Source organism: Pseudomonas sp. (assembly GCF_002796985.1).
Lineage (GTDB): Bacteria > Pseudomonadota > Gammaproteobacteria > Pseudomonadales > Pseudomonadaceae > Pseudomonas.
Map to the genome: position 1 here is coordinate 24,127 of NZ_PEKX01000016.1, position 25,218 is coordinate 49,344.

The 25,218-nt window shown below is 66.3% G+C and carries 22 protein-coding genes; 11 read left to right on the forward strand and 11 right to left on the reverse strand.

The window, feature by feature from the left end; all coding sequences use genetic code 11:
- Nucleotides 1-11: 11 nt before the first annotated feature.
- From CTR55_RS19465 to ada, 6 genes are all read right to left on the reverse strand, one after another.
- Nucleotides 12-746: an amino acid ABC transporter ATP-binding protein gene (locus CTR55_RS19465; protein ID WP_296288532.1), complete on the reverse strand. Its 735-nt coding sequence runs from the start codon at nt 744-746 to the stop codon at nt 12-14.
- Nucleotides 743-1,411, reverse strand: a complete 669-nt coding sequence (locus CTR55_RS19470) for an ABC transporter permease subunit (RefSeq protein WP_296288533.1) — start codon at nt 1,409-1,411, stop codon at nt 743-745. Before CTR55_RS19470 ends, CTR55_RS19465 begins: the two co-directional genes overlap by 4 nt.
- On the reverse strand, nt 1,408-2,154 hold the full coding sequence (locus tag CTR55_RS19475; protein ID WP_296288534.1) for an amino acid ABC transporter permease: 747 nt from the start codon (nt 2,152-2,154) through the stop codon (nt 1,408-1,410). The genes CTR55_RS19470 and CTR55_RS19475 overlap by 4 nt, the downstream gene beginning before the upstream one ends.
- 194 nt (nt 2,155-2,348) lie before the next feature.
- Complete coding sequence (locus CTR55_RS19480) at nt 2,349-3,257, reverse strand: glutamate/aspartate ABC transporter substrate-binding protein (RefSeq protein WP_296288536.1); 909 nt, start codon at nt 3,255-3,257, stop codon at nt 2,349-2,351.
- Nucleotides 3,258-3,496: 239 nt separating this feature from the next.
- Nucleotides 3,497-4,111 (reverse strand): phosphatase PAP2 family protein, encoded by a 615-nt coding sequence (locus CTR55_RS19485; protein WP_296288537.1) that lies wholly within the window; start codon nt 4,109-4,111, stop codon nt 3,497-3,499.
- Between the two features lie 69 nt (nt 4,112-4,180).
- Nucleotides 4,181-5,242, reverse strand: a complete 1,062-nt coding sequence (gene ada / locus CTR55_RS19490) for a bifunctional DNA-binding transcriptional regulator/O6-methylguanine-DNA methyltransferase Ada (protein WP_296288539.1) — start codon at nt 5,240-5,242, stop codon at nt 4,181-4,183.
- 134 nt (nt 5,243-5,376) lie between these two features.
- Here ada and CTR55_RS19495 point away from each other — a divergent pair, with 134 nt between their 5' ends.
- From CTR55_RS19495 to CTR55_RS19515, 5 genes are all read left to right on the forward strand, one after another.
- Nucleotides 5,377-7,728 carry a transporter substrate-binding domain-containing protein gene (locus tag CTR55_RS19495; RefSeq protein WP_296288540.1) on the forward strand — a complete coding sequence of 784 codons (2,352 nt, stop codon included), beginning with the start codon at nt 5,377-5,379 and terminating at the stop codon, nt 7,726-7,728.
- A gap of 97 nt (nt 7,729-7,825) precedes the next feature.
- Nucleotides 7,826-9,007, forward strand: a complete 1,182-nt coding sequence (locus CTR55_RS19500) for a two-component system response regulator (RefSeq protein WP_296288542.1) — start codon at nt 7,826-7,828, stop codon at nt 9,005-9,007.
- Between the two features lie 70 nt (nt 9,008-9,077).
- On the forward strand, nt 9,078-9,974 hold the full coding sequence (locus CTR55_RS19505) for a PA4780 family RIO1-like protein kinase (RefSeq protein ID WP_296288544.1): 897 nt from the start codon (nt 9,078-9,080) through the stop codon (nt 9,972-9,974).
- Between the two features lie 5 nt (nt 9,975-9,979).
- Nucleotides 9,980-10,531 carry a nucleotidyltransferase family protein gene (locus tag CTR55_RS19510; RefSeq protein ID WP_296288721.1) on the forward strand — a complete coding sequence of 184 codons (552 nt, stop codon included), beginning with the start codon at nt 9,980-9,982 and terminating at the stop codon, nt 10,529-10,531.
- A 242-nt stretch (nt 10,532-10,773) separates the two neighbouring features.
- Entirely contained in the window at nt 10,774-11,664 is an 891-nt protein-coding gene (locus tag CTR55_RS19515) for an EamA family transporter (RefSeq protein WP_296288546.1), read from the forward strand.
- Between the two features lie 242 nt (nt 11,665-11,906).
- Here CTR55_RS19515 and cueR read toward each other — a convergent pair whose 3' ends face one another.
- The 3 genes from cueR to CTR55_RS19530 all read right to left on the reverse strand — a co-directional run bounded on the left by cueR (nt 11,907) and on the right by CTR55_RS19530 (nt 15,366).
- The gene (gene cueR / locus CTR55_RS19520) at nt 11,907-12,308 is read right to left on the reverse strand and encodes a Cu(I)-responsive transcriptional regulator (RefSeq protein ID WP_296288549.1); all 402 of its coding nucleotides are present in this window, start codon (nt 12,306-12,308) and stop codon (nt 11,907-11,909) included.
- 46 nt (nt 12,309-12,354) lie between these two features.
- Nucleotides 12,355-14,760 (reverse strand): heavy metal translocating P-type ATPase, encoded by a 2,406-nt coding sequence (locus CTR55_RS19525; protein WP_296288551.1) that lies wholly within the window; start codon nt 14,758-14,760, stop codon nt 12,355-12,357.
- A 123-nt stretch (nt 14,761-14,883) separates the two neighbouring features.
- A complete protein-coding gene (locus CTR55_RS19530) occupies nt 14,884-15,366 on the reverse strand; it encodes a hypothetical protein (RefSeq protein WP_296288553.1) in 483 nt (160 codons plus the stop codon).
- 152 nt (nt 15,367-15,518) lie between these two features.
- On the opposite strand from CTR55_RS19530, the gene CTR55_RS19535 reads away from it, so the two are divergent.
- A complete protein-coding gene (locus CTR55_RS19535; protein ID WP_296288556.1) occupies nt 15,519-15,716 on the forward strand; it encodes a cation transporter in 198 nt (65 codons plus the stop codon).
- A gap of 36 nt (nt 15,717-15,752) precedes the next feature.
- Here CTR55_RS19535 and CTR55_RS19540 read toward each other — a convergent pair whose 3' ends face one another.
- The gene (locus CTR55_RS19540; protein WP_296288558.1) at nt 15,753-16,385 is read right to left on the reverse strand and encodes a TetR family transcriptional regulator; all 633 of its coding nucleotides are present in this window, start codon (nt 16,383-16,385) and stop codon (nt 15,753-15,755) included.
- Between the two features lie 155 nt (nt 16,386-16,540).
- Here CTR55_RS19540 and CTR55_RS19545 point away from each other — a divergent pair, with 155 nt between their 5' ends.
- From CTR55_RS19545 to CTR55_RS19555, 3 genes are all read left to right on the forward strand, one after another.
- Nucleotides 16,541-17,725: an efflux RND transporter periplasmic adaptor subunit gene (locus tag CTR55_RS19545; protein WP_296288559.1), complete on the forward strand. Its 1,185-nt coding sequence runs from the start codon at nt 16,541-16,543 to the stop codon at nt 17,723-17,725.
- A gap of 12 nt (nt 17,726-17,737) precedes the next feature.
- Nucleotides 17,738-20,890 carry an efflux RND transporter permease subunit gene (locus tag CTR55_RS19550; RefSeq protein WP_296288561.1) on the forward strand — a complete coding sequence of 1,051 codons (3,153 nt, stop codon included), beginning with the start codon at nt 17,738-17,740 and terminating at the stop codon, nt 20,888-20,890.
- Between the two features lie 198 nt (nt 20,891-21,088).
- Nucleotides 21,089-22,264 (forward strand): multidrug effflux MFS transporter, encoded by a 1,176-nt coding sequence (locus tag CTR55_RS19555; protein WP_296288563.1) that lies wholly within the window; start codon nt 21,089-21,091, stop codon nt 22,262-22,264.
- Here CTR55_RS19555 and CTR55_RS19560 read toward each other — a convergent pair whose 3' ends face one another.
- A complete protein-coding gene (locus tag CTR55_RS19560) occupies nt 22,265-22,441 on the reverse strand; it encodes a hypothetical protein (protein WP_296288564.1) in 177 nt (58 codons plus the stop codon).
- A gap of 301 nt (nt 22,442-22,742) precedes the next feature.
- Between CTR55_RS19560 and CTR55_RS19565 the strand changes: the two genes are divergently transcribed.
- Both CTR55_RS19565 and CTR55_RS19570 read left to right on the forward strand, forming a co-directional pair.
- Nucleotides 22,743-24,638 carry a propionyl-CoA synthetase gene (locus CTR55_RS19565; RefSeq protein ID WP_296288566.1) on the forward strand — a complete coding sequence of 632 codons (1,896 nt, stop codon included), beginning with the start codon at nt 22,743-22,745 and terminating at the stop codon, nt 24,636-24,638.
- 138 nt (nt 24,639-24,776) lie between these two features.
- On the forward strand, nt 24,777-25,211 hold the full coding sequence (locus CTR55_RS19570; RefSeq protein WP_296288568.1) for a response regulator: 435 nt from the start codon (nt 24,777-24,779) through the stop codon (nt 25,209-25,211).
- The last annotated feature ends 7 nt before the right edge of the window (nt 25,212-25,218 follow it).

The window sequence follows — 25,218 nt, forward strand, 5'->3', positions numbered from 1 at the left end:
GTAAAGCTGGCTCAGTGCGGCAGGATCTTGGCGAGGAACTGCTGGGTGCGCTCGGCGCGGTTCTTGATGTCGCCGAAGAACTCCTCTTTCGGGCAGTCTTCGACGATCTGCCCGCGGTCCATGAAGATCACCCGGTCGGCGACCTTGCGCGCAAAGCCCATCTCGTGGGTCACGCACATCATGGTCATGCCTTCGTGGGCGAGCTGGACCATCACGTCGAGCACCTCGTTGACCATCTCCGGGTCGAGCGCCGAGGTGGGTTCGTCGAACAGCATGACGATCGGGTCCATGGCCAGTGCGCGGGCGATGGCCACGCGCTGCTGCTGGCCGCCGGAAAGCTGGCCGGGGTGCTTGTGCGCATGCTCTTTCAGGCCGACGCGGTCGAGCAGCTTCAGGCCCTTATCCATCGCCTCTTCCTTGCTCCGCCCCAGCACCTTGCGCTGGGCGATGGTGAGGTTCTCGGTGATGGAAAGGTGCGGGAACAGCTCGAAGTGCTGGAACACCATGCCGACCCGCGAGCGCAGTTTCGGCAGGTCGGTTTTCGGATTGGCGATGGAGGTGCCGTCAACGGTGATGTCGCCCTTCTGGAAAGGCTCCAGCGCGTTGACGCATTTGATCAGGGTCGACTTGCCCGAGCCGGACGGCCCGCAGACCACCACCACTTCGCCCTTGGAGACTTTGGTGTTGCAGTCGGTGAGTACCTGGAACTCGCCGTACCACTTGCTGACGTTATCGATGGAGATCATACGGTTAACCTTTTCTGCAGGCGCTTCACACCGAAGGACGCGGCGAAGCTGATGACGAAGTAGACGAGACCGGCAAAGATCAGGAACTCATGGGGCTGGCCGATGATGTCGCCACGCGAGCGGGCGGCGTTGAGGAAGTCCATCAGGCCGACCGAGTACACCAGCGAAGTGTCCTGGAACAGGATGATGCTCTGCTGCAGCAGCAGCGGGGTCATCTTGCGGAACGCCTGGGGCAGGATGATCAGGCGCATGGACTGGCCGTAGGTCATGCCCAGCGCATAGGACGCGCCGAGCTGGCCCTTGGGGATGGCCTGGATGCCGGCGCGGACGATCTCGCAGTAGTACGCCGCCTCGAACATCATGAAGGCCACCAGGCACGAGGTGAACGCGCCCACGGGGGTGTCCTGGCCGGTGATCCAGCGCAGGATGAACGGCACCGCGAAGTAGAACCAGGTGATCACCAGCAGCAGCGGGATCGAGCGGAAGTAGTTCACGTAGAAGCCGGCGATGTTCGACAGCAGCTTGCTGTTGGACAGCCGCATCAGCGCGAGGATGGTGCCCAGCACCACGCCGCCCAGCACGCCCAGCACCATCAGTTGCAGGGTGGTGAGCATGCCTTCCCAGAGGCCGGGGAGGGCGGGGACGATCTGACTGAAGTCCATCATTTACCTCCCGCGGAGATCAGGCCCGGCACCGCTGCCTTGCGCTCGACGAAGCGCATGAACAGCATCAGGCTCATGTTCAGGGTGAAGTAGATCGCCGTGGCGAGGGTGAAGGCCTCGAACAGGTTGGCGCTGAATTCGGCGGTCTGCTTGGTCTGCGCCAACAGCTCCATGAGGCCGATCAGGGATGCCACCGAGGAGTTCTTGAAGACGTTGAGGAATTCCGAGGTCAGCGGCGGAATGATGATGCGGAAGGCCTGCGGCAGCAGCACATGACGGTAGATCGACGGCAGGCGGAAACCCATGGCGCTGGCGGCGGCGAGCTGGCCCTTGGGCAGCGCCTGGATGCCGGTGCGCACCTGCTCGCAGACCCGCGCGGCGGTGAACAGGCCCAGGCACACGACGACGCTGATGAAGGCCGAGGTTTCCGGGGCGATGCCCAGCTTGAACCAGTCCTGGATCGGCTGCGGCAGGTAGTCCGGTACCAGGAAGTACCAGAGGAACAGCTGCACCAGCAGCGGCACGTTGCGGAACAGCTCCACGTAGGCCGTGGCGATGCCCGACAGCCAGCGGTTGGGCAGGGTGCGCATCACGCCCAGCAGCGAGCCGAGTGCCAGGGCGATGACCCAGGCCGCGAGCGACACGGCGATGGTCCAGCCCAGGCCGGTGATGTACCAGTCCAGGTAGCGTTCGTCGCCAATCCCGGTGGACTTGAAGAACACGCCCCAGTCCCAGTTGTAATCCATGACGGGTTTCCCCTCGATTGCTTTGCACGGTTGCTTTGTTCGGTACGGGGCCGGACGCGGGCGCAAGGCCGCCCGCCACCCGCGGGTAGCGGGTGTTCCGGCATCGTCATCAGGAGGTGTGGGCTCAGGAGCGCATGGCTTGCGCTCCCGATCCCCGCGCGGCTACGCCTTGTGGGCGCAGCCGCGCGCGACCGTTACATCTGCTCGGCAGACTTGTCGGTCGGCGTGGCGATCAGCTTCTTGAGCTCATCACTCATCGGGAAGTTGAGGTTCAGGTTCTTCGGCGGGATGGGTTGCATGAACCACTTGTCGTAGATCTTGTTGATCTCACCCGAGGCGAAGGTGTCGGAGATGGCCTTGTCGACCACCTTCTTGAACGGCGCATCGCCCTTGCGCACCATGCACGCGTAGATCTCGTAGGACTGCGGCTTGCCGACCACATGCCAGTCGTCGGGCTTCTTGGCCTTGGCCATTTCGCCGTAGAGCAGCGCGTCGTCCATCATGAAGGCCACGGCGCGGCCGGATTCGAGCATCAGGAAGGACTCGCCGTGGTCCTTGGCCGAGATGATGTTCATGCCCATCTTCTGGTCGGCGTTCATCTGCTTGAGCAGGCGCTCGGAGGTGGTGCCGGCGGTGGTCACCACGTTCTTGCCCTTGAGGTCGGCGAAGTCGTTGATGCCCGAGCTGGTCTTGGTCAGCAGGCGGGTGCCGACCTCGAAGATGCCGACGGAGAAGTCGACCTGCTTCTGGCGTTCGAGGTTGTTGGTGGTGGAGCCGCACTCGATGTCCACGGTGCCGTTCTGCACCAGCGGGATGCGGGTCTGGGAGGTCACCAGGTTGTAACGGACCTTCAGGTCGGGAGCGTTCAGCTCTTTCTTCAGGGCTTCGACGACCTTGATCTGCAGGTCGTGGGAATAACCTTCGGGCTGGCGCGGATCGCTGCCGAGGTAGGAGAAGGGGATGGAGGCGTCACGGTGGCCGAGGACGATGGTGCCGGAGTCCTTGATCTTCTTCAGGGTACCGGTGAGTTCTTCGGCGACGACGGGAGTGGCGAGCAGGGCCGCGACAATGGCGACGCCCAACGCACGGGGTGCGAAACGCATGGAGACTACCTCGACTGGTTGTGTTTGTTATTCAGTCCTGCGCCGACGAGGCTCACTCCAGGCCGGTCGCATGTTCGAGGTGGAGTAGAGCAGGCTCCGTGCCAAGGCTTATGATTTTAAATAACTTGTTGAATTTAAACGATTAAATTTATTTTTATGACACTGCGGAGACAGCATTGCGTTCGGTCATCCGGATTTTTGCGGAATCTTCGTTCGGAAAACCGAACGAATGGCGGGCTTCAGACGTCCGGCTGACCGGCCCACTGGCCACGCTGATAGGGCTGGTCGCGGTCGGCCAGGTGCGCGGCGATGCGTTCCAGCAACTGGTGCGTCGGGGCGCGCACGCCAGTCACCGTCTGGCCCAGGCTCAGGGCGACGACGAGCAGCAGGAGGGCCGGCTGGAATGCCGGCAGCTGCGCTCGCGTGGCACCGAGGAAGGCCGCGCTGGTGCCCAGCCCCAGTACGAGGCCGGCATAGACCTCGGCCGGCGAATGCACCTGGATCGCCAGCCGCGAGAGACCCACCAGTACCGCTATCACCGCGGCCAGCGTGGCGGCGGCGAGGCTGGCGCGTCGTGCGGTGAAGAGCTGCGCGGCCAACGTCGGCAGCACCGCACCGGCCATCATGCTGTGGCCGGAGATGCCGGTGAAGTTCAGGTTCGGAATTCCGATTCCCCAGCCCATGAAGGCCAGCTTCGAACCCACCACCAGCACGGTCGAGAATCCGAACAGCAGCAGCCATAGCCCGGCCTTGGCGGTTTCGCGGCGGTACAGCAGCCAGCAGAAGACCAACGCGGCGGCTGGCGCCAGCAGGGAGCTGTCGCCGAGGCGGGTGATCAGGGGCCAGAAATCCATGGTGGTCCGGGGGGCGGGAAAAGGTCGAAACCATAGCACGGCGCCCCCGCGGGCCGTGCGTGACCCAAGTCAATCCACCTTCGCTCCCTGACCGGCGGCATGCTCCTCGCGCCGTAGCAGCTCGCGTTTGCGCGGCAGGCCCCAGCGATAGCCGCCTTCACCCGTGCCGCCGACCACGCGGTGGCAGGGCACCAGCAGGCCGACATTGTTGCTGGCGCAGGCGCGGGCGATGGCGCGCGGATGAGTGCCGAGCTGTTCGGCCAGCTCGCCGTAGCGCCGAGTCTCGCCGCTGGGGATGCGCGTAAGAGCGCGCCACACGCGCAGCTGGAAGGCGCTGCCGTGCAGGTCCAGCGGCAGGTGCGCAGCCTGCTCGGGCTCCTCCAGTTGGACGATCACCTGGCGTAGCCAGTCGCCCAGGCCGGCGTCGTCGCGCCGGCGTTCGGCGGCGGCGAAGCGGTCGGCCAACTGGCGTTCCAGTTCGCCGGGGTCATCGGCGAAGAGCAGGGCGCACACGCCTTTGTCGCTGGCGGCCAGCAGCATCAGCCCCAGCGGGCAGGGCGCGATGGCGTAGCGCAGGCGCTCGCCGGCGCCTTTCTGTCGGCGTTGCGCGGGGCTCAGCGGCGTGGCGCTTTCATACAGGGCGCGGGTGCCGGAGTAGCCGGCCTCCAGCGCGGCGTCGAGCACCGTGCGCGATTGCGGCAGGGCGGCGGCCAGGCGCTGCTCGCGGCGCGACTCCGCCCAGGCCCGTGGCGTCAGGCCGGTGCGCGCCTTGAAGGCGCGGGCGAGGTGCGAGGCGGACAGGCCGATGCGCCCGGCGAGCTCCTCCAGGGTCAGCGGTTTCTCTGCCTGATCGAGCAGTTCGCAGGCCGCGGCGACCAGCGCATCGAGCTGCTCGCGTGGGCTCGGGCCGCGCGGCGAGCAGCGCTTGCAGGGGCGGAAGCCGGCGGCCTCGGCCGCTTCGGGGGCGGCGTAGAACGCCACATTGCCCCGTGAAGGTCGGCGCGCCGGGCAGTTCGGCCGGCAGTAGATGCCCGTGGAACGCACGCTGAAGACGAAGCGCCCCTCGTAGCGCGCATCGCGCTCGCAGACCGCCTGCCAGCAGCGCTCGGGGTCAAGTCGGGTGGTCGTCATGGCCGTTCTCCGGACGATGGCTGTTGGGGTGATTTTCCGTCCCGACACGAAGTGCAGCAATCCGCATCGCGTTTTCAAACTCGAAGCGCGGCGGCAGGGGCTACGCTTGCTGGGTATTCCCTGAAGAAGACCCCATGCCCTTGCGCCGATTCTGCCTGTGCTGCCTTCTGCTGTTGCTCGCGCTGAGCGCCCAGGCCCGCGCCGCGAGCCTGGCGCTGAGCGAGCAGGAGCAAGCCTTCATCGCGGCCCACGAACCGATCCGTGTCGGCCTGTTCCGCGCCGGCTGGCCGCCGTTCGAGGTGATCGACGAGTTCGACCAGTTCCACGGTATCAGCGCCGACTACCTGCAGCTGTTGTCCGAGCGCCTGGGCATGAAGGTCCAGCCGGTGCTCTACAACACCTGGGAAGAGGTACTGGCGGCGGTGAAAGCCGGCGAGGTGGACCTGCTGCCGTCCATGGCGGCCACCGAGGAGCGCCAGCGTTTCCTGAGCTTCACCCAGCCCTACGTCACCACTAGCAGCCTGATCTTTGCCCGGCGCGACAGCACCATCCGCACGCTGGACGACCTCTCTGGCCGCCGGGTCGCGGTGGAGCAGGGCTACGCCGTCCATGAGCTGCTGAGCAAGGCTGTACCGGGAGTCGACTTCGTGCTGGCGGAGGATACGCCCAGCGCGCTCAAGGCCGTTTCCACCGGGCGCGCCGATGCCTACGTGGGCAACCTCATCAGCACTACCTACCTGATCGAACAGCTCGGCCTTTCCAACCTGGAGGTGCGCGGCGACAGCGGCCTGGGCAACAGCCAGGTGCGTTTTGCCACGCGCAAGGAGCTGGAGCCGCTGGTGCCGCTACTGGACCGCGCGTTGGGCAGCATCACCCGCAACGAGCAGGAGGCGATCCAGGCACGCTGGTTGCCGGCGCTGGATGTCTTCGACTGGATGCACCTGCTGCAGATCGCCTGGCCCTGGGTGGTGGGCTTTCTTGCCCTGCTGACCTTCGTGCTGGTGTGGAACCGCCGGCTGTCGATCCAGGTGGCCGAGCGCGCCCGCGCCGAGGCGGAGGAACGGCGTCAGCGCAGCACCCTGCTGGCGCTGATCAACTCGATCCCCGACCCGATCTGGTTCAAGGACCCCCAGGGCCGCTACCTGGGAGTCAACCAGGCGTTCGCCGACTGCCTGGGGCGAGCGCCGGAGGACATCGTCGGGCGTAGTGACCAGCAGATGTTCAGCCGCGCGGCCGGCGCCGGCCGCCAGGAGCGCGACCGTCAGGCGCTCACCGAGAGCGAGCCGTACGCCAGCGAGGGCTGGGTGGTCTATCCCGATGGCCGGCGCGTGCTGTTCGACACCCTGCGCAGTGCCTTCCATGACGATCGGGGCCGACTGCTCGGGCTGGTGGGTGTCAGTCGTGACGTCACCGCGCGCAAGTCCACCGAACTGGCACTGGCCGAAGCACGCGACCTGGCGGAGGAGGCGGCGCAGCTCAAGAGCGACTTCCTCGCCAACATGAGCCACGAGATTCGCACACCGCTGAACATCATCATCGGCCTGGCGCACCTGCTCCAGGAAACCACCCTGGACCCGCAGCAGGTGGACTACCTGGGCAAGATCCAGGGCTCGGGCCAGTACCTGCTGGAGCTGATCAGCGACATCCTCGACCTGTCCCGCGTGGAGGCCGGCAAACTGGAGTTCGAGCACGTCGGCTTCGATCTCGAGCGCCTGCTCGGCGAGCTGTTCGACCTGTTCAACATCCGCGCGGCGGGCAAGGGCCTGGCGGTGCGCTGCGAAATCGATCCTCGTGTTCCCGTCCAGGTGGTCGGCGATTCGCTGCGTCTGCGGCAGATCCTGATGAACTACGGCAACAACGCGTTGAAGTTCACTGAGCGGGGCGAGGTAGTGCTGATCGTTCGCCTGGAAGATGAGGATGAAGACAGCCTGCAACTCTACTTTGCCTTCCGCGACACCGGCATCGGCATCTCCGAGCCGCAGCAGGAGCGCCTGTTCGAGTCGTTCCAGCAGGCGGACAGCTCCATCACCCGCCGCTACGGCGGTTCCGGCCTGGGCCTGGCGATCTGCAGGACGCTCGCCGAGGCGATGGGCGGCAGTGTCGGCGTGGAAAGCGAGCCAGGCCACGGCAGCCTGTTCTGGTGCCGGCTGCCCATGGGGCGGGTGGACGACTCGGGCGGCCTGAGCCTGCAGAACATCAGCCACGCGCCGCTGCCGGTGCCGTTGTTGCCGACCGCGGCTGCCGCGCCGGCGCTGCTGGAAAGCGGCAATGACGCCGAGGTCGAGCAGGTCTGCCGGCGCCTGGCGCACCTGCTGGCGGCGGACGACCCGCGCGCCGGGCGGTTGCTCGGCGAGCGTGCAAGCTTGCTGCGCAGCGTCTTCAATGAGGGCTACGAGGGCATCGCCACCAGCGTTCGGCGTTTCGAGTTCGAGCGGGCCCTGGAGAGCCTGGTGAATCTGGCGAGGGAGCGGGACATTCGTATATGAAAGGCCGCGATTGAACGGTGGGGTATGAACACGTGGACAGCGCTGTGGTCGGATCACCCGGTGCACATCACGAATCTGACCGATGCGAGGAGTTGCAATGGATAGCATGCTGGACCGGCCGGAGCAGGAACTGATCCTGGTGGTGGACGATCAGCCGGACAACCTGATGCTCATGAGCGAACTGCTGATGGACCGTTATCAGGTACGTGTCGCCTCCAGCGGGGCGAAGGCGCTGCGGCTGATGCAGAGCGATCCGCGTCCGGACCTGGTGTTGCTCGACATCATGATGCCGGAGATGGACGGCTTTGAAGTCTGCCGGCAGCTCAAGGCCGACCCGCTGACCCGCGACATCCCGGTGATCTTCCTCACCGGCATGGTGGCCGCCGCCGACGAGCAGAAGGGGCTGGACCTGGGGGCGGTGGACTACCTGACCAAGCCGATCAGTCCGCCGGTGACCCTGGCGCGGATCCGCGCCCACCTCAACCTCAAGGCCAATGCCGACTTCCTGCACGACAAGAGCGAGTACCTGGCGCTGGAAGTGCGTCGCCGCGCCCGTGAACTGCAGGCGATCCAGGACGCCACCCTGGAAGCCATGGCGACCCTTTGCGACCTGCGCGACAACCCCCACAGCAACCATCTGGTGCGCATCGAGCACTACATGCGCCTGCTCGGCAGCGCGCTGTCGCTGCACAACGAGTTCGCTGACGAGCTGTCGGTGGAGAACATCGAGCTGCTGGTGCGTTCGGCGCAACTGCACGATATCGGCAAGGTGGCCGTGCCTGACCGCATCCTGCACAGCCCCGGCCAGCTGGAAGAGGTGGACCGGCTGATCCTCGAAAGCCATACCACCGTCGGCCGCGATGCCCTGGCGGCGGCCGAGCGCAAGCTGGGTTCTCCAGCGGAGTTTCTGCGTTTCGCCAAGGAAATCGCCTACAGTCACCATGAGCACTGGGACGGTCGCGGCTTCCCCGAGGGGCTTGCCGGCGAGCACATTCCCCTGGGTGCGCGGATGCTCTCGCTGATCGACGGCTACGATGAACTGACCAGCCGTCATGCCTATCGCACGTCACTGACACCGGATGAAGCCGCCGCGCAGATCCGGGCGGGTGCCGGCAGTCGGTTCGATCCGCGCGTGGTGGAAGCCTTCAGCGAAGTCGCCGAAGGCTTTGCCACTATCGCCCAGCGCTACGCCGACAGCGACGAGGCCCTTGGGCTGGAGTTGCAGCGGCTGGAAGATGCAGTGACCGAGAGCATCGAACTGAGGCCGCCCGAGCCCTGATGGCTGGGCGGTTGTCGGCGATTGCCGTATAAGGTGCGCAGAGCCGTAGAGAGGTACGCCAGGAAGCCCGATGAAGACCCCGAAACGCCTAGAGCCGTTGATTGAAGACGGCCTGATCGACGAAGTGCTGCGCCCGCTGATGAGCGGCAAGGAAGCAGCAGTGTATGTGGTGCGCTGCGGTGAAGAACTGCGTTGCGCCAAGGTTTACAAGGAGGCCAACAAGCGCAGCTTCCGCCAGGCCGCCGAGTACCAGGAAGGCCGAAGTGTGCGCAACAGCCGCCAGGCCCGCGCCATGGCCAAGGGCACCAAGTACGGCCGCAAGGAGCAGGAAGACGCCTGGCAGAATGCCGAGGTGGCCGCGCTGTTCCGCTTGGCCAATGCTGGCGTGCGGGTGCCCAAGCCTTACGACTTCCTCGACGGCGTGCTGTTGATGGAGATGGTCTGCGACGAAGACGGCGACGCTGCGCCGCGCCTGAACGACGTGGTGATGGAGCCGGAACTGGCCCGCGACTTCCACGAGTTCCTCATTCGCCAGATCGTCATGATGCTCTGCGCCGGCCTGGTGCATGGCGACCTGTCGGAATTCAACGTGCTGGTCGGCCCGGACGGCCCGGTGATCATCGACCTGCCGCAGGCGGTGGATGCCGCCGGCAACAACCACGCCTTCCGCATGCTGGAGCGCGATGTGGGCAACATGGCTGCCTATTTCGGCCGTTTCGCCCCGGAGCTCAAGTACACCCACTATGCCAAGGAAATGTGGGCCCTGTACGAGGATGGCAAGTTGCACCCGGACACCCCGCTGACCGGGCATTTCGATGATCCGGAAGACGAGGCGGACGTGGACTCCGTGCTGCGCGAGATCGCCGATGCCATGCGCGAGCAGGAGCGCCGCGAAGCCGGGCGCGCGGCCCAGGATGCCCCGCAGCAACGCGACGAGCCGCCGCCCCCGCCGTGGGAGCAGGCCTGAGCGAATTGCCCGGCGAGCCGGAGCTTCTCGCTCTGATCGCCGCGCAACCCGAACGCCTGCGTTTGCTGCGCGTGGTGCGGGACCACGGACCGGAAGGCGCCTGGATCGCCGCCGGTTTCGTGCGCAATGCGGTGTGGGACGCCTTGCATGGCTACGACGAGCCCACGCCGCTCAGCGATATCGACGTGCTGTATTTCTCGGCCGACAACCTGGAGCCCGAGGCGGACTATGCCTGGGAGCGTCGGTTGTTGGAGGTTTGCGCCGACACACCCTGGTCCGTGCGCAACCAGGCGCGGATGCACTTGCGCAACGGTGATTCGCCCTATCGGGATTGCGCTGACGCCATGTGCCGCTGGCCGGAGGTCTGCACCGCCGTGGCGGTTCGGCTTTTTGGGGAGTCCCTGGAGCTGCTGGCGCCGTTGGGCATCGCCGATCTCTGGGGGCTGAAGGTTCGTCCAACCGAGCACTTCCGCACCAAGCCGCACCTCTACCGTGAACGCATCGCTGCGAAGAACTGGCCGGCACGCTGGCCGAAGCTGCGCATCGAACCCCTGTAGGTTCCTTCTCCGATATCCCCGGCCTGCTCTTCGTAGGATGGGTGGAGCTTGCGATACCCATGCGGCCGGATTCCCGGAGTTGATGGGTATCGCTGCGCTCCACGCCATCCTACTCGGCGTTCTTCCCGCGAGAACCAGGGGGCCGGTGCGTGCCGCAGAACAAACTGTAAGGCCGCAACTGTATCCATACATTTCAGGCGTGGACTGTTAGCTTTCCTGCATCCCACCCCGAGCGCTCCACCATGCCCGTGCGTCACGTTCTCCTCGCCCTGCTGGTCACGCTGATCTGGGGCGTCAACTTCGTCGTGATCAAAGTCGGCCTGCATGACTTTCCGCCGCTGCTGTTCTGCGCCTTGCGCTTCGCCCTGGCGGCGCTGCCGCTGATCTTCCTGCGCGGCCCGTTGCCGGCGCCGTTCTGGCGCATCGTGCAGATCGGCGTGCTGCTGGGGGTGGTCAAGTTCGGTCTGCTGTTCGTTGGCATGCACATCGGCATGCCGGCAGGCCTGTCATCGCTGGTGCTGCAGAGTCAGGTGTTCTTCACCGTGTTGATCGCCGCCGCCTTCCTCGGCGAGCGCCCGAGCCCGCGCGCGCTGATCGGCCTGGGGCTGGCTGCCGGCGGCCTGCTGCTGATCGGCCTGGAGCGCCCGCTGGGCGACAGCCTGGTGGCCTTCGGGCTGGTGATCGCCGCCGCGCTGGCCTGGGCCTTCGCCAACATCGCCACCAAGCGCTCCGGCGCCAGTGACATGCTGCGCCTGATCAGCTGGGTCAGCCTGATCCCGCCGCTTCCGCTTCTGGTGCTGTCGTGGATCTTCGAAGGCCAGGAGGCCATCGAGCACGCCGTGCTGAATATCCGCTGGGGCGGCGCAGGCGCGCTGTTCTACATCGCTTTCCTCGCCACCACCGTCGGTTTCGGCCTGTGGAGTTTTCTGCTGCGCCGCTACCCGGCCAGCCAGGTCACGCCCTTTGCCCTCGCCGTGCCGGTTTCCGGGCTTCTGTCGGGCTGGTTGTTCCTCGGTGAAAGCCTCACGTCCCAGGACTGGATGGCCTGCGGGCTGGTCTTCGTTGGCCTGGCGGTGACGGTGCTGCCTGCCTCCCTTTGGCGCCGCCGAGCCGTCGCTGGCGCACAGAGCTGATAGGAATCTGTAGGAGCGAGCTTGCTCGCGAACACCGGCCGAAGCCGAAGTCAGGGCTGTTCGCGAGCAAGCTCGCTCCTACGAAGAGCTTACGGCGTCAGAGCGCTTCGCCGAGGCGGTCCACCACCCACTGGTCGATGCTCTGGTTGCTCAGCTCCGCCTTGATCGCCACTTGCGCGTGCAGTTGCGCGATCCCGAGAGCCAGATGTCGGCCATGTCGCCAAACGCGGTGTGAACAGTCCTCAGTGACAGCAATTCCCCGATTCCAGGTCCTTGAGGATCGGGCAGTCCGGGCGGTGGTCGCCCTGGCAGTGGTCGCTCAGTTCCTGCAGGGTGTCGCGCAGGCTGCTGAGTTCGGCGATCTTGCGGTTCAACTCGTCGATGTGCCGGGCGGCCAGGGCCTTCACGTCGGCGCTGGCGCGTGCGCGGTCCTGCCAGAGGGCGAGCAGTTGGCCGACTTCCTCCAGCGAGAAGCCGAAGTCCCGCGAGCGGCGGATGAAGGCCAGGGTGTGCAGGTCCTGTTCGCTGTAGTGGCGGTAGCCACTGGCGCTACGGCCGGCGGGGGCGAGCAGGCCGATGGATTCGTAGTAGCGGATCATCTTCGCGGTCAGGCCGCTCTTTTTCGCCGCTTCGCCGATGTTCATGCCGATTCCTCTCGAATGAATGCCCCGCCGCAGCGGGGCATGACCGTTACTCGTGATCCTGCGGTTTCCAGCGCTTGAGCAGCAGGGCGTTGCTCACCACGCTGACGCTGGAGGCGGCCATCGCCGCGCCGGCGACCATGGGGTTGAGCAGGCCGAAAGCGGCCAGCGGGATGCCCACCAGGTTATAGATGAAGGCCCAGAACAGGTTCTGGCGGATCTTCGCGTAGGTGCGCCGGGAGATATCCAGCGCCGCCGGCACCAGCCGTGGGTCGCCGCGCATCAGGGTGATGCCGGCGGCGTGCATGGCCACGTCGGTGCCGCCGCCCATGGCGATGCCCACGTCCGCCGCGGCCAGCGCCGGGGCGTCGTTGATGCCGTCGCCGACCATCGCCACGACTTTCCCTTGCTGGCGCAGCGCGCCGACCACGGCGGCCTTGTCGCCGGGCAGCACTTCGGCGTGCACGTCGTCCAGGCCCAGGGCGTCGGCCACGACCTTGGCGCTGCCACGGTTGTCGCCGGTGATCAGGTGGCTGGCGATGCCGCGTTGGCGCAGGGCGTCGATGGTGGTCTTCGCGCCTTCCTTGAGGCTGTCGCCGAAGGCGAACAAGGCCAGTACGCGGGCCTGCGGTTCACGCTCGATCAGCCAGGACAGGGTGCGGCCCTCGGCTTCCCATTGCTGGGCCTGACCTGCTAGCGCGCCAGGCAGCAGTTGGGCTTCGTCGAGCATACGGCGGTTGCCCAGGGCCAGCAGGTGGCCGTCGACGCGACCCTGAATGCCCCGGCCGGTGAGGGCCTGAGTGGCGTCGGCGGCGGACGGGTTCAGGTTGCGTTCGGCGCAGGCGTCGAGCACGGCGCGGGCCAGCGGGTGTTCGCTGCCGCGTTGCAGGGCGCCGGCCAGGGCGAGGGCCTCGGCTTCGTCGCCGTTCGCCGCGAGGTTGGTGATGCGCGGCTGGCCGGAGGTGAGGGTGCCGGTCTTGTCGAAGGCCACGGCGGTGACCGCGTGGGCGACTTCCAGGGCTTCGGCATCCTTGATCAGGATGCCGTGCTTGGCCGCCACGCCAGTGCCGGCCATGATCGCGGTCGGGGTGGCGAGGCCGAGGGCGCAGGGGCAGGCGATGACCAGCACGGCCACCGCGTTGATCAGCGCGTGCTCCCAGCCGGCGCCGGCGAGCAGCCAGCCGACCAGGGTGACCAGGGCGATGCCGATCACCACCGGGACGAATACGTTGCTGACCTTGTCCACCAGCTTCTGGATCGGCGCCTTGGCTGCCTGGGCGTCTTCCACCAGGCGGATGATGCGTGCCAGTACGGTTTCGCCGCCCAGCGCGGTGGTCTTCACGCGCAGTACGCCTTCGCCGTTGATGGCGCCGCCAGTGACCGGGTCGCCGACATCCTTGGGCACCGGCAGGCTCTCGCCCGTAATCAGGGCTTCGTCGGCATGGCTCTGCCCGGCGAGGACTTCGCCGTCCACCGGGAAACGCTCGCCGGGGCGCACCAGCACTTCGTCACCCAGGCGCAGTTCGGCGATGGCGACGTCTTCTTCGACACCGTCACGCACGCGGGTGGCGCGTTCGGGGCGCAGGGCCTCAAGGGCGCGGATGGCCGCAGCGGTCTGGCGCTTGGCGCGGCTTTCCAGGTACTTGCCGAGCAGGATCAGGGTGATGACCACGGCGCTGGCTTCGAAGTACAGGTGCGGCATCTGCCCTGGGGCGGCGGCGTACCAGAGGTAGAGGCTCAGGCCATAGCCGGCGCTGGTGCCGAGGGCGACCAGCAGGTCCATGTTGCCGCTGCGGGCGCGCACGGCCTTGTAGGACGAGACGTAGAAGCGCGCACCAATGAGGAACTGCACGGGCGTGGCGAGAACGAATTGCGCCCAGGCCGGCAGCATCCAGTGCTGGCCGAACCAGTCGCCCACCATTGGCAGCACCAGCGGTAGCGACAGCAGAATGGCGGCGGCCAGCCACCAGCGCTCGCGCGCCAGGCGGGCCACGGCCGGGTCCACGGCGGGCTGGTCGGGTTCGAGGGGGCGCGCCTTGTAGCCGGCCTTGTCGACGGCGGCGATCAGCGTGGCGGCGCCCACCGCGCCGAGCAGCTCGACGTGGGCGCGCTCGCTGGCCAGGTTGACGCTGGCCGAGCGCACGCCGGGAACCTTGTTCAAGGCACGTTCGACGCGGCCGACACAACTGGCGCAGGTCATGCCTTCGATGCTCAGTTCCAGGCTGTGGGCCGGGACCTGGTAGCCGGCCTGTTCGACGGCGGCGACCAGCGCCGGCAGGGTGTCGCCGCTGGAGGGCGCGGCGAGCTGCACGCGGGCCTGCTCGCTGGCGAGGTTGACGCTGGCGTCCTGCACGCCGGGTACTTTGCGCAGGGCGCGCTCGACCCGGCCGGCGCAGCTGGCGCAGGTCATCCCGGCAACGGGCAGGTCGAGTTCGATGGGGTTGGCGCTGCTCATGGGGCTGTCTCCCTGAAGTTCCCCGACAGCATCAACCTTGACACAAGGGTAAGGTCAACCCTCGTGTGCTGTCATCTTGTCGCAGGTCAGAACCGTGGCTGGGAAACCGCTGCCGGCTTTCTATCAACTGCCGCTGGAGACGGGCATCAGGTACAGCCCGCTCTGGCTGTTGGCGATGCGGTACTTGCGCACCTCGCCGGCGCGCAATTGCACCGACTGCGCGCGCAGCGGCTCCATGCCGATGCGGCAGAGACCGGAGTTGGCGGTCTGCAGGCGCAAGGAGACTTCGCCAGGCGGCAGGTTCAGGGCAATCTCGCCTTCGGGCTGCAGGCGCGAGACCTTCTGGTCCTGCACATAGAGGTCGATGTCGCAGGCGGTGCCGGTGTCCACGCGTTCGCGGCTGACGATCAGCACGGCGTAGGCCACCGGCTGGGCGTCAGGCACCGGCCAGGAGCCGGGCGTGCTCGGCGGCGGCGTGGCCGGGGAGGTGGGCGCGGGCGGCGCCGAGGGCTCCTCGGGCATGCCATCGGCCCAGGCACTCAAAGGCAGGCCGGCGAAGGGCAGGGCGACGGCGAAGCCGGCGGCGATTAAAAGGGAACGGCGCATGGCGTTCTCCGACGAGTCAGCTATTTCCGCAGCTTGGCTGAGAGGCTGACGTAGGACAAGTGCAAGGCGAGTGCAACGCGAGAGGCTTGACCTTGCCACGGTGGCAAGGTCGAGACTGCATCCAACGCTTCAATCCATCAGAGGAGAGATCCATGCACACCTTCAATGTCAAAGGCATGAGCTGCGGCCACTGCGTGCGGGCCATCACCCAGGCGGTACAGGCGCTGGACGCGGCGGCGGACGTGCAGGTCGACCTGGGCGCCGGTGAAGTCCGCGTCGCCAGCCGGCTGGAGGAGCCCGCGATCCTCGCGGCGATTCGCGAGGAGGGCTACGAGGCCGAGGCGGCCTGAGGTTTCATCCCTTCCGGGCCGGCGTCCTGCCGGCCCTTACGCCTGTGCTGCGTGCCAGTCGCGTACCAGGCCACGGAACACTGCATCGAACAGCCCGCGGGTTTCCTGCAACGGGTCGAACAGGCATGGGTCGCGAAGCCAGTCGCTGAGCAGGCCGAAAATCATCGCATGCACTGCGCGCGAGGCCACCTTGGGTGTAACGCCGGGCATCAGCCGTGTGCGGCAATCCTCGCGGCTGAACAGTTGCTCGCAGAGTTCGATGAATTGACGGATGAAATGGTTGTGGCGCTCCTCGGCGTCGCGCAGTTCATCGGTGAACTCGCACCGCTGCAGGAGGATGGTGAGGATGCGCCGGCGCTGCTCGTCGCGGGCGAGGTTCTCGACCACTTCCACGCTGAGCTGGAACAGCGATTCGATCGGGTCATGGCCGTCACAGCCGGAGAGCCGCTGTGCCAGTTGCTCGGGTGGCAGGCGAACCTGGTTGAGCATGTCGTTGAACAGGTGCGCCTTGTTCTGGAAGTGCCAGTACACCGCTCCGCGGGTGACGCCGGCGGCCCGAGCGATCTCTTCCAGGCTGGTATTCGAGACGCCTTTCGCAAAGAAAAGGCCTTCAGCCGAGTCAAGAATGGTCTGACGAGTTCGTTCCGAATCTTCTTTAGTTCTTCGCATGACGCTTAGTGGTATACAGGCTAGGATCACTGGGTGACAGGCAGTTTACTGATTTTATTGCACTAACAGTGCTTTACAGACACTTGTGTAGGTAAACGTCACCCAGTCGCCGTCCCTCGGGGTTCCGCCGTCAGTCATTTCCATGGAGAGGTTACATGCCGTTTGCCCGCCGTTTGCCCGTCGCGCTTGCTGTCGTTGGGTTGCCCGTCTTGTTCGCTACCTGGGCCCAGGCAGAGGACAAGCCCGCTTCGGCAGCGCCACCTCCCCCGGCAGTGACCATCGAAATCGCCAAGAGCGCCCCGGTTCCGCTGACTTTCGAGTATGCCGCGCGGACCGCCGGCTACCGCGAAGTGGAAGTTCGTGCGCAGGTCAGCGGCATCCTGCAGCGACGTACTTACGAGGAAGGCCGGCCGGTGAAGGAAGGCCAGGTGCTGTTCCGCATCGACCCGCGCCCCTACCAGGCTGCGTTGGGGCAGGCCAAGGGATCGCTGGCGCAGACCCAGGCGCGCTACCGGCAGACCGAACGTGACCTGCGGCGTATCCGCGAGTTGCAAAACAAGGGCTTTGCCAGCGAAAGCGAGCTGGACCGCTACACCTCCGATTTCGAACAGGCCAAGGCCGACGTCGAGGCCGCCCGCGCCAACGTGCAGGCCAAGCAGATCGACCTCAATTACACCACGGTGACGGCGCCGATCTCCGGCATGGCGAGCAAGGAAGTGCGCTCCGAAGGTAGCCTGGTGGTGGCCAGCGACCCGAACTCCAGCCTGCTGACCAAGCTCACCCAGCTCGACCCGGTGTACGTCAACTTCGCCTATCCGGACACCCAGGCGACGCAGATGAACGACGGTGTGAAGAGCGGCCGCTACATCCTGCCCAAGGACGGCAAGCTGACCGCCGAGCTGCGTTTTGGCGACGGCAGCAAGTACCCCATCGAAGGCGTCGTCGACTTCACCGACAGCTTCGTCAACACCGGCACCGGCACGGTCAACGCCCGCGCCGTGGTGCCCAACCCGCACAACCTGCTGATCCCCGGCCAGTTCGTGCGCATCCTGATCACCGGCATCACCCAGAGCGCCGCTGTGACCCTTCCCGAGCGCGCGCTGGCCCAGGGGCCGCGCGGTACCTTCGTCTACGTGGTGGACAAGGACAGCTTCGCCCGCGTGCGCCAGGTGACCACCTCCAAGACCGTGGACGGGCGCTGGATCATTGATGCCGGCGTGGACGATGGTGACCATGTGATCGTCGACGGCATCCTCAAGGTCCGTCCGGACCAGCCAGTGAAAGCCAGCGAGTCGCCCGCGGGCAGCTCGCAACCCGCCCAGGCCCAGGCTCAGTCCTAAGGAGCGCCCATCGTGATTTCGCGCTTCTTCATCGAACGTCCCGTGTTCGCGATGGTGATTTCCATCGTGATCCTGCTCGCCGGCCTCGTGTCCATGCGTGCGCTACCCATCGCCCAGTACCCGGAAATCGTGCCACCGGAAGTCTCGGTGTCGGCGTCCTATCCGGGTGCCAGCTCCCAGGTCATCGCCGAAACCGTGGCCGCTCCGCTGGAGCAGGAAATCAACGGCGTGGAGGGCATGATCTACCAGCTGTCCAACTCCGACGCCAGCGGCGCCATGAGCCTGACCGTGTACTTCGAGGTAGGCACCGACCCCGACCAGGCGACCATCGACGTCAACAACAAGGTGCAGGCGGCGCTCGCCAAGCTGCCCGAGGAAGTACGCCGGCAGGGCGTGAAGGTGGAGAAGAAATCCTCCGACATCCTGCAGGTGGTGACCCTGTTCTCGCCGGACAACTCCCGCGACCCGATCTTCATCAGCAACTACGCGCTGATCAACGTGATCGACGACCTCAAGCGGATCCCCGGTGTAGGCGACGTCAGCCAGTTCGGCTCCAAGGACTACTCCATGCGCATCTGGCTGCGGCCGGACAAGCTGGCGCAGTACAACATGACGCCCACCGACGTGGTCAACGCGATCCGTGAGCAGAACTCGCAGTTCGCCGCCGGCAGCTTCGGCCAGCAGCCGATGAAGGAGCCGCAGGATTTCACCTACATGGCCACGGCGCAGGGCCGCTTCACCGATCCCAAGGAGTTCGAGAACGTCATCCTGCGCAGCGACTCCACCGGCGCCAGCCTGTTGCTCAAGGACGTCGCGCGGGTCGAGTTGGGGGCGCAGGACTATTCCTTGGTCACCTCGCTCAACGGCCAGCAGAACGCCGCCTTTGGCATCTACCTGCAGCCGGGCGCGAACGCGCTGGACACCGCCCAGGCCGTGCGTGACCACATGGAGGCCATGGCCAAGCGCTTCCCGCAGGGCATCACCTACAAGATCCCGTACGACACCACGACCTTCGTGAAGGTCTCCATCGAAGAAGTGATCCACACCTTCGTCGAGGCGCTGATCCTGGTGATGGTGGTGGTCTTCATCTTCCTGCAGAACATCCGCGCCACGCTGATCCCGGTGCTGGCAATCCCGGTGTCGCTGGTCGGCACCTTCGCCGGCATGTACCTGATGGGCTTCTCCATCAACCTGCTGTCGCTGTTCGGCATGGTGCTGGCCATCGGCATCGTGGTGGACGACGCCATCGTGGTGCTGGAGAACGTCGAGCGGGTGATGCGAACCGAGAAACTCGGCCCGAAGGAAGCCGCGATCAAGGCCATGGAGGAGGTGACCGGGCCGATCATCGCCATCGTGCTGGTGCTCTGTGCGGTGTTCATCCCGGTCGGCTTCCTCGGTGGCCTGGCCGGCCAGATGTACAAGCAGTTCGCGATCACCATTGCGGTGTCGGTGGTGATTTCCGGCATCGTCGCGCTGACCCTCTCGCCAGCGCTCTGCGCGCTGATCCTCAAGCCCGGACACAAGGAGCCGGCGGCGCCGTTCCGCTGGTTCAACAACGCCTTCGAGCGCATCACCAATGGTTACGGCGCGGGTGTGCAGTTCTTCCTCAAGCGGGCGGCCCTGGGCCTGGTGCTGTTCGGCGGGATGATCGGCCTGTTGATCATCCTGTTCGGCCGGGTGCCCGGCTCGCTGGTGCCTGACGAGGACCAGGGCTATGTACTCAACGCCTATGTCCTGCCGCCGGCGGCCTCGCTGAGCCGCACCGAGAAGCTGACCGGCGATGTGACCCAGGAGCTGATGAAGCATCCGGCGGTCGCCGACGTGGTGACCTTCGCCGGCTTCGACATCCTCACCTACGGCACCCGCAGTAACTCCGGGGTGTCCTTCGTCACGCTCAAGGACTGGAAGGAACGCACCACGCCCGAGCTGGATGCGCGCAACCTGACCCATGAGTTCATGAAGATGGGCGGCGCCCAGAAAGACGGCGTGGTGATGTCCTTCAACCCGCCGCCGATCACCGGCATGAGTACCACCGGCGGCTTCGAGGCCTACATCCAGGACCGCAGTGGCGGCACCTCCGCGCAGCTCGAAGAGGTGACCATGAAGTTCCTCGCCGCCGCGGGCAAGCGCCCGGAACTGGCGGGGCTCAACACCACCTTCAACGCCAACGTGCCGCAGTACTACGTCGACCTGGACCGCACCAAGGCACGCTCGCTGGGGGTGGCCATCGATGATGTATTCACCGCCATGCAATCCACTTTCGGCAGCTACTACGTCAACGACTTCACCCTCTACGGGCGGACCTGGCAGGTCTCCCTGGAGTCGGAGCCGGAGTTCCGCCGCAAGCCGGACGACCTGAGCCAGGTCTTCGTGCGCTCGTCCACCGGCGATCTGGTGCCGCTGACCACGCTGGTGTCGGTCAAGCGCATCCTCGGCCCGGACTCCTACGCGCGCTTCAACGTCTTCCCGGCAGCCAAGCTGCTCGGTGGCCCGGCGCCGGGCTACAGCTCCGGCCAGGCATTGGCGGCGATGCAGGAAGTGGCTGACCAGGTACTGGGCGAGGACTACTCGCTGGCGTGGATCGGCTCGGCCTACCAGGAACTGGCGACCCAGGGCTCGGGCAGCACCGCGTTCATCTTCGGCCTGATCCTGGTGTTCCTCATCCTCGCGGCCCAGTACGAGCGCTGGACCTTGCCGCTGGCGGTGGTCACCGCAGTGCCCTTCGCGGTGTTCGGCGCGATCTTGGCGATCTGGCTGCGCGGGCTGGATAACGACGTGTACTTCCAGGTCGGCCTGGTGACCCTGATCGGTCTGGCGGCGAAGAACGCCATCCTGATCATCGAGTTCGCCGTGCTGTGCCGCGAAGAACAGGGCATGGGCCCGGTGGAAGCAGCGCTGGAAGCCGCCAAGCTGCGCTTCCGTCCGATCGTGATGACCTCGCTGGCCTTCATCCTGGGTTGCGTGCCGTTGGCCATCAGTACCGGCGCTGGCTCCGCGAGCCGTCACTCGATCGGTACCGGGGTGATCGGCGGAATGCTCGCCGCGACCCTGCTGGCGACCTTCCTCATTCCGATGTTCTACATGCTGGTGGAGTCGGCGGCCGACAAGGTCAGCGGGCGCAAAGCCAAGGCCAAGCCCGAGGCAGAGCACGCGCACGAGTCCTGAGGTCAAAGCGGGTCCGGTCGGCGCGGCCGGACCCACTTCTCCCATTGTTTCGGGAGTTGCTTAGGGAGCTTGCTAATTTCCCGGCGCTCGCCACAATGCATGGCTTCGCCGCGCCTTCTTGCGCGCCAACCCGTTATCCACGCCAGCCTGCCCGCGGTCTCAACCGCCCTTTTGCGGGCGCGTGTGACCAGGTGATCCATGAACCTCCGCACCCTGCTGATCCTTGGCGCGCTGAGCGCCTTCGGGCCCATGGCCATCGACTTCTACCTGCCCAGCTTCCCGGCGCTGGCGCAGGCCTTCGGCACCGATGTCGAACATGTGCAACTGAGCCTGTCGGCCTACTTCGCCGGCCTGGCCATCGGCCAACTGCTCTATGGCCCGCTGGCCGACCGCATTGGCCGGCGCATTCCGCTGCTGCTGGGGGTGAGCATCTTCACCCTGGCGTCGCTGGCCTGTGCTTTCGCGCCGACCCTGGAATGGCTGATTGGCGCGCGCTTCGTGCAGGCGCTCGGTGGCTGCGCGGGGATGGTCATCTCGCGGGCGGTGGTGCGGGACCTGTGCGACCCGATCGCCGCTGCCAAGGCGTTCTCGCAATTGATGCTGGTGATGGGATTGGCGCCGATCCTCGCGCCGCTGGGCGGCGGGCTACTGCTCAGCCTGTCCGGTTGGCAGTCGATCTTCTATACCCTGACGGTGTTCAGCGCGTTGGCCGGTGGCGCGATTGCCCTGTGGCTGCCGGAGACCATCCCGGCTGGCCCGCGCCCGCCACTGCGGGGCGCACTGAAGCAGTACCGCGCGCTGTTCCGCGACCGCTCCTTCATCACCTACGCGCTCACCGGCGGAGTGGCCATCGCCGGGATGTTCTCCTACATCGCTGGCTCGCCCTTCGTGTTCATCAAACTCTACGGCGTGCCGGTCGAGCACTACGGCTGGATCTTCGGCAGCAACGCGGCGGGCTTCATCCTGATGGCGCAAGTCAACACGCGACTGCTGCGCTATCGCGGGCCGGGGTTCTGGCTGCGTCGGGCAGTGTGGGTGTACTTCGGCTGCGGCGTTGCGCTGCTGGCGATTACCCTGGCCAAGCCCGAGCACCTGTGGCCGCTGCTGGTACCGCTGTTCGGCGCCATCGCCAGCCTGGGCTTCCTGCTGCCCAACTCCGCGGCCTGCGCCATGGCCAGCCAGGGCCGGCATGCCGGGAGCGCGTCGGCGCTGATGGGCAGCCTGCAGTTCACCGTCGCGGCGGGCGCTTCCGCACTGGTCGGAGCCATGCACGACGGCTCGGCCCTGCCCATGGCGGTGGTCATCACCGTCTGCGGCCTGGTCGCCGCGGTACTTGGTTGGCTGAGCGGGCAGATCAGCGAACGCGCGGCCTGATCAACTGGCGCGCTGCACCCGTTCCGGTAGTTGGTGCGGGGCCCTCAGGCGGGCTTCGAGAGTAGCGACGAAACTGCGCGCCTCGAGTTCGCTGCGGAAGCGCACGGCCTGCTGGTCGAGGCAGACTTCCCACGGTTGGTCTTTGCGGGTACTGGACGGACGGACGAGGATGTTCACGGTGCTCACCCCTGCGCTGTCAGGTGAAAAGGGACCCTCAGTGTAGTCCTGTCCTATGGCGGTAGTAGGTGCGACCTGTGGTCGCCGACACGCGGCGGCCTCGCTCCCGAGGGGCGCCCAGGCCCCGTTCCAGAGCACGCCAGGCGACAGTGGAGAAGAACGCTCCCGCTTCGCTGAAAAATCCTGAAAAGCAATCGCGCACCGGCCCTGCCGGTACTACGACCAAAGGTTGATGGTGGGGTGGCGATCCCCGTCCATACTCGTTGTTCGACCTCGATAACAACAATAAGAGGCACAGACGATGAGTTACCGGCAGTCCCACGACCGCTCCATCGCGGAGCCTTCCGCCTTCTGGGCCGAGCAGGCCGGCCGCGTGGCCTGGTACCACGCCCCGCAGGACATCCTGCAAGCCCTCCCTGACGGCAGCCATCGCTGGTTTGCCGATGGCCGCCTGAACACCTGCTACCTGGCCCTCGACCGGCAGATCGAACTGGGCCGCGGCCACCAGGCCGCGCTGATCTACGACTCCCCCGTGACCCAGATCCAGCAGCGCTTCAGCTACCTGGAGCTGCGCGATGAAGTCGCGCGGCTGGCCGGCGTCCTGCGCGCGCTGGGCGTGGAGAAGGGTGACGGGGTGATCATCTACATGCCGATGGTGCCGCAGGCAGCCATGGCCATGCTGGCCTGCGCGCGGCTCGGCGCCGTGCACTCGGTGGTTTTCGGCGGCTTCGCGCCCCACGAACTGGCGCTGCGTATCGATGACGCCAAGCCCAAGCTGGTGCTCACCGCGTCCTGCGGCCTGGAGTTCGAGCGGGTGATCGAATACAAGCCGCTGGTGGACAAGGCCCTGGAGCTGGCCAGCCACCAGCCGGCCCACGTGCTGGTGCTGCAACGCCCGCAGGCGATGGCCGAGCTGCAGGCCGGCCGCGACCTGGACTGGCGCGAGAGCCTGGCCCACGCGCAACCGGTCGACCCGGTGGAGGTGGCCAGCGGCGACCCGCTGTACATCATGTATACCTCCGGCACCACCGGTAAACCCAAGGGCATCGTGCGCGACAACGGTGGTCACGCGGTGGCGCTCAGTTACGCGCTGCCGACCATCTTCGGCCTGCAGCCAGGGGATGTCTGGTGGGGCGTTTCCGATGTCGGCTGGGTGGTCGGGCACTCGCTGATCGTCTACGGTCCGTTGATGAATGGCTGCACCACGGTGTTCTACGAGGGCAAGCCGGTGCGCACGCCCGACGCCGGCAGCTACTGGCGGGTGATCGAGGAGCACAAGGTCAACAGCCTGTTCTGCGCGCCGACGGCGATCCGCGCGATCCGCAAGGAAGACCCGCAAGGCGAACAGCTCAAACGTCATGACCTGAGCTCGTTGCGGCACCTGTTCCTGGCCGGCGAGAAGCTCGACAGCAGTACCCAGCACTGGCTGGAGGAGCTTACCGGCAAGCCGGTGCACGACCACTGGTGGCAGACCGAGACCGGCTGGCCGGTGACCGCGCCCTGTGCCGGCCTGGGCGACCACGACCTGCGCGCTGGCTCCACCAACCGCGCGGTGCCCGGCTATCACGTGCAGGTGGTGGACGACGAAGGCCGGCTGCTGGGCCCCAACGAGCAGGGCTCCATCGTCATCGCCCTGCCGTTGCCGCCCGGCTGCGCGCAGACGCTATGGAATGACCACCCGCGCTACCTGCAGGCGTACCTGAAGACCTATCCCGGCTACTACCACACCGGCGACGGCGGCTATGTCGACGAGGAGGGCTTCGTCTTCATCATGGGTCGCACCGACGACGTGATTAACGTCTCCGGCCACCGCCTTTCCACCGGCGAGATGGAGGAGTTGCTGGCGTTGCACGAGGCTGTCGCCGAGTGCGCGGTGATTGCCGTGCAGGATGACCTCAAGGGCCATGTGCCGCTGGGACTGGTGGTGCTCAAGGACGGCGCGCAGGCGACCGAGGCCAACCTGCAGCGCGAGCTGGTGGCGCTGGTGCGCGAGCGCATCGGCGCGCTGGCCTGCTTCCAGCGGGCGGTGGTGGTCAAACGGCTGCCGAAGACGCGCTCGGGCAAGATCCTGCGCGCCGTATTGCGCAAGATCGCCGACGGCGAGAGCTACGTGCCGCCTTCCACCATCGACGACCCGGCCATCCTCGGCGAGATTACCGAGCGCCTTGGCCAGGCCGGCCTGGCCAAGGCTGGCTGATATCCCACGACGCTGGCCCTGCCGGCGTATTTCCAGGGCCGCACTCGTTGCGGCCCTTTTTTATTCGGGCATCGGCGAATAAAGGCTAGTTGCCATCTACGCTAATGGCATCAGGCCTCTATTGGCGGTGTGGTGTTCATGATCAGTCCTGTCGTCCTCGATGAGGAGGAGCTCGAAGCCCTGCGCGAAGTCACCGCGCGAGCGCCGCGCAAGCCGGTGGTGTTGGTCGTCGATGATGACCGGGCAGTGCTGGCCGAGATGCGCGAGCTGATCGAGGGCGCGGACTTCCACTGCCTGACCGCCGGCAGTGCCGCTGAAGCCTTGCGGCGCATCCGCCGGGACGAGTCGGACATCGACCTGCTGGTGATCGACCTCTGCATGGAGCAGGAGGGCGCGGGGCTGTCGCTGATCCGGGAACTGAACGAGGTTGGCACCTTCCTGCCGATCATCGTCCTCTCAGGCCAGCCCGACGTACGTGAGGTGATCGAGTCGCTGCGGCTGAGCGTGCTGGATTTCCTGGTCAAGCCGGTGGACCCGGTGTACTTCCTGGGCCTGCTCAGCCGTTATCTGTAGGACAGTG

What these genes read in the sequence shown, in the direction of transcription:
- CTR55_RS19485 (WP_296288537.1), bottom strand. Translation starts at nt 4,111, where the DNA reads ATGGATTTCTGGCCCCTGATCACCCGCCTCGGCGACAGCTCCCTGCTG.
- CTR55_RS19470 (WP_296288533.1), bottom strand. Translation starts at nt 1,411, where the DNA reads ATGATGGACTTCAGTCAGATCGTCCCCGCCCTCCCCGGCCTCTGGGAA.
- CTR55_RS19530 (WP_296288553.1), bottom strand. Translation starts at nt 15,366, where the DNA reads ATGCGCCGTTCCCTTTTAATCGCCGCCGGCTTCGCCGTCGCCCTGCCC.
- CTR55_RS19555 (WP_296288563.1), top strand. Translation starts at nt 21,089, where the DNA reads ATGAACCTCCGCACCCTGCTGATCCTTGGCGCGCTGAGCGCCTTCGGG.
- CTR55_RS19515 (WP_296288546.1), top strand. Translation starts at nt 10,774, where the DNA reads ATGCCCGTGCGTCACGTTCTCCTCGCCCTGCTGGTCACGCTGATCTGG.
- CTR55_RS19525 (WP_296288551.1), bottom strand. Translation starts at nt 14,760, where the DNA reads ATGAGCAGCGCCAACCCCATCGAACTCGACCTGCCCGTTGCCGGGATG.
- CTR55_RS19480 (WP_296288536.1), bottom strand. Translation starts at nt 3,257, where the DNA reads ATGCGTTTCGCACCCCGTGCGTTGGGCGTCGCCATTGTCGCGGCCCTG.
- CTR55_RS19495 (WP_296288540.1), top strand. Translation starts at nt 5,377, where the DNA reads ATGCCCTTGCGCCGATTCTGCCTGTGCTGCCTTCTGCTGTTGCTCGCG.
- CTR55_RS19475 (WP_296288534.1), bottom strand. Translation starts at nt 2,154, where the DNA reads ATGGATTACAACTGGGACTGGGGCGTGTTCTTCAAGTCCACCGGGATT.
- CTR55_RS19565 (WP_296288566.1), top strand. Translation starts at nt 22,743, where the DNA reads ATGAGTTACCGGCAGTCCCACGACCGCTCCATCGCGGAGCCTTCCGCC.
- CTR55_RS19570 (WP_296288568.1), top strand. Translation starts at nt 24,777, where the DNA reads ATGATCAGTCCTGTCGTCCTCGATGAGGAGGAGCTCGAAGCCCTGCGC.
- CTR55_RS19545 (WP_296288559.1), top strand. Translation starts at nt 16,541, where the DNA reads ATGCCGTTTGCCCGCCGTTTGCCCGTCGCGCTTGCTGTCGTTGGGTTG.
- CTR55_RS19505 (WP_296288544.1), top strand. Translation starts at nt 9,078, where the DNA reads ATGAAGACCCCGAAACGCCTAGAGCCGTTGATTGAAGACGGCCTGATC.
- CTR55_RS19535 (WP_296288556.1), top strand. Translation starts at nt 15,519, where the DNA reads ATGCACACCTTCAATGTCAAAGGCATGAGCTGCGGCCACTGCGTGCGG.
- cueR (WP_296288549.1), bottom strand. Translation starts at nt 12,308, where the DNA reads ATGAACATCGGCGAAGCGGCGAAAAAGAGCGGCCTGACCGCGAAGATG.
- CTR55_RS19500 (WP_296288542.1), top strand. Translation starts at nt 7,826, where the DNA reads ATGGATAGCATGCTGGACCGGCCGGAGCAGGAACTGATCCTGGTGGTG.
- CTR55_RS19465 (WP_296288532.1), bottom strand. Translation starts at nt 746, where the DNA reads ATGATCTCCATCGATAACGTCAGCAAGTGGTACGGCGAGTTCCAGGTA.
- CTR55_RS19540 (WP_296288558.1), bottom strand. Translation starts at nt 16,385, where the DNA reads ATGCGAAGAACTAAAGAAGATTCGGAACGAACTCGTCAGACCATTCTT.
- ada (WP_296288539.1), bottom strand. Translation starts at nt 5,242, where the DNA reads ATGACGACCACCCGACTTGACCCCGAGCGCTGCTGGCAGGCGGTCTGC.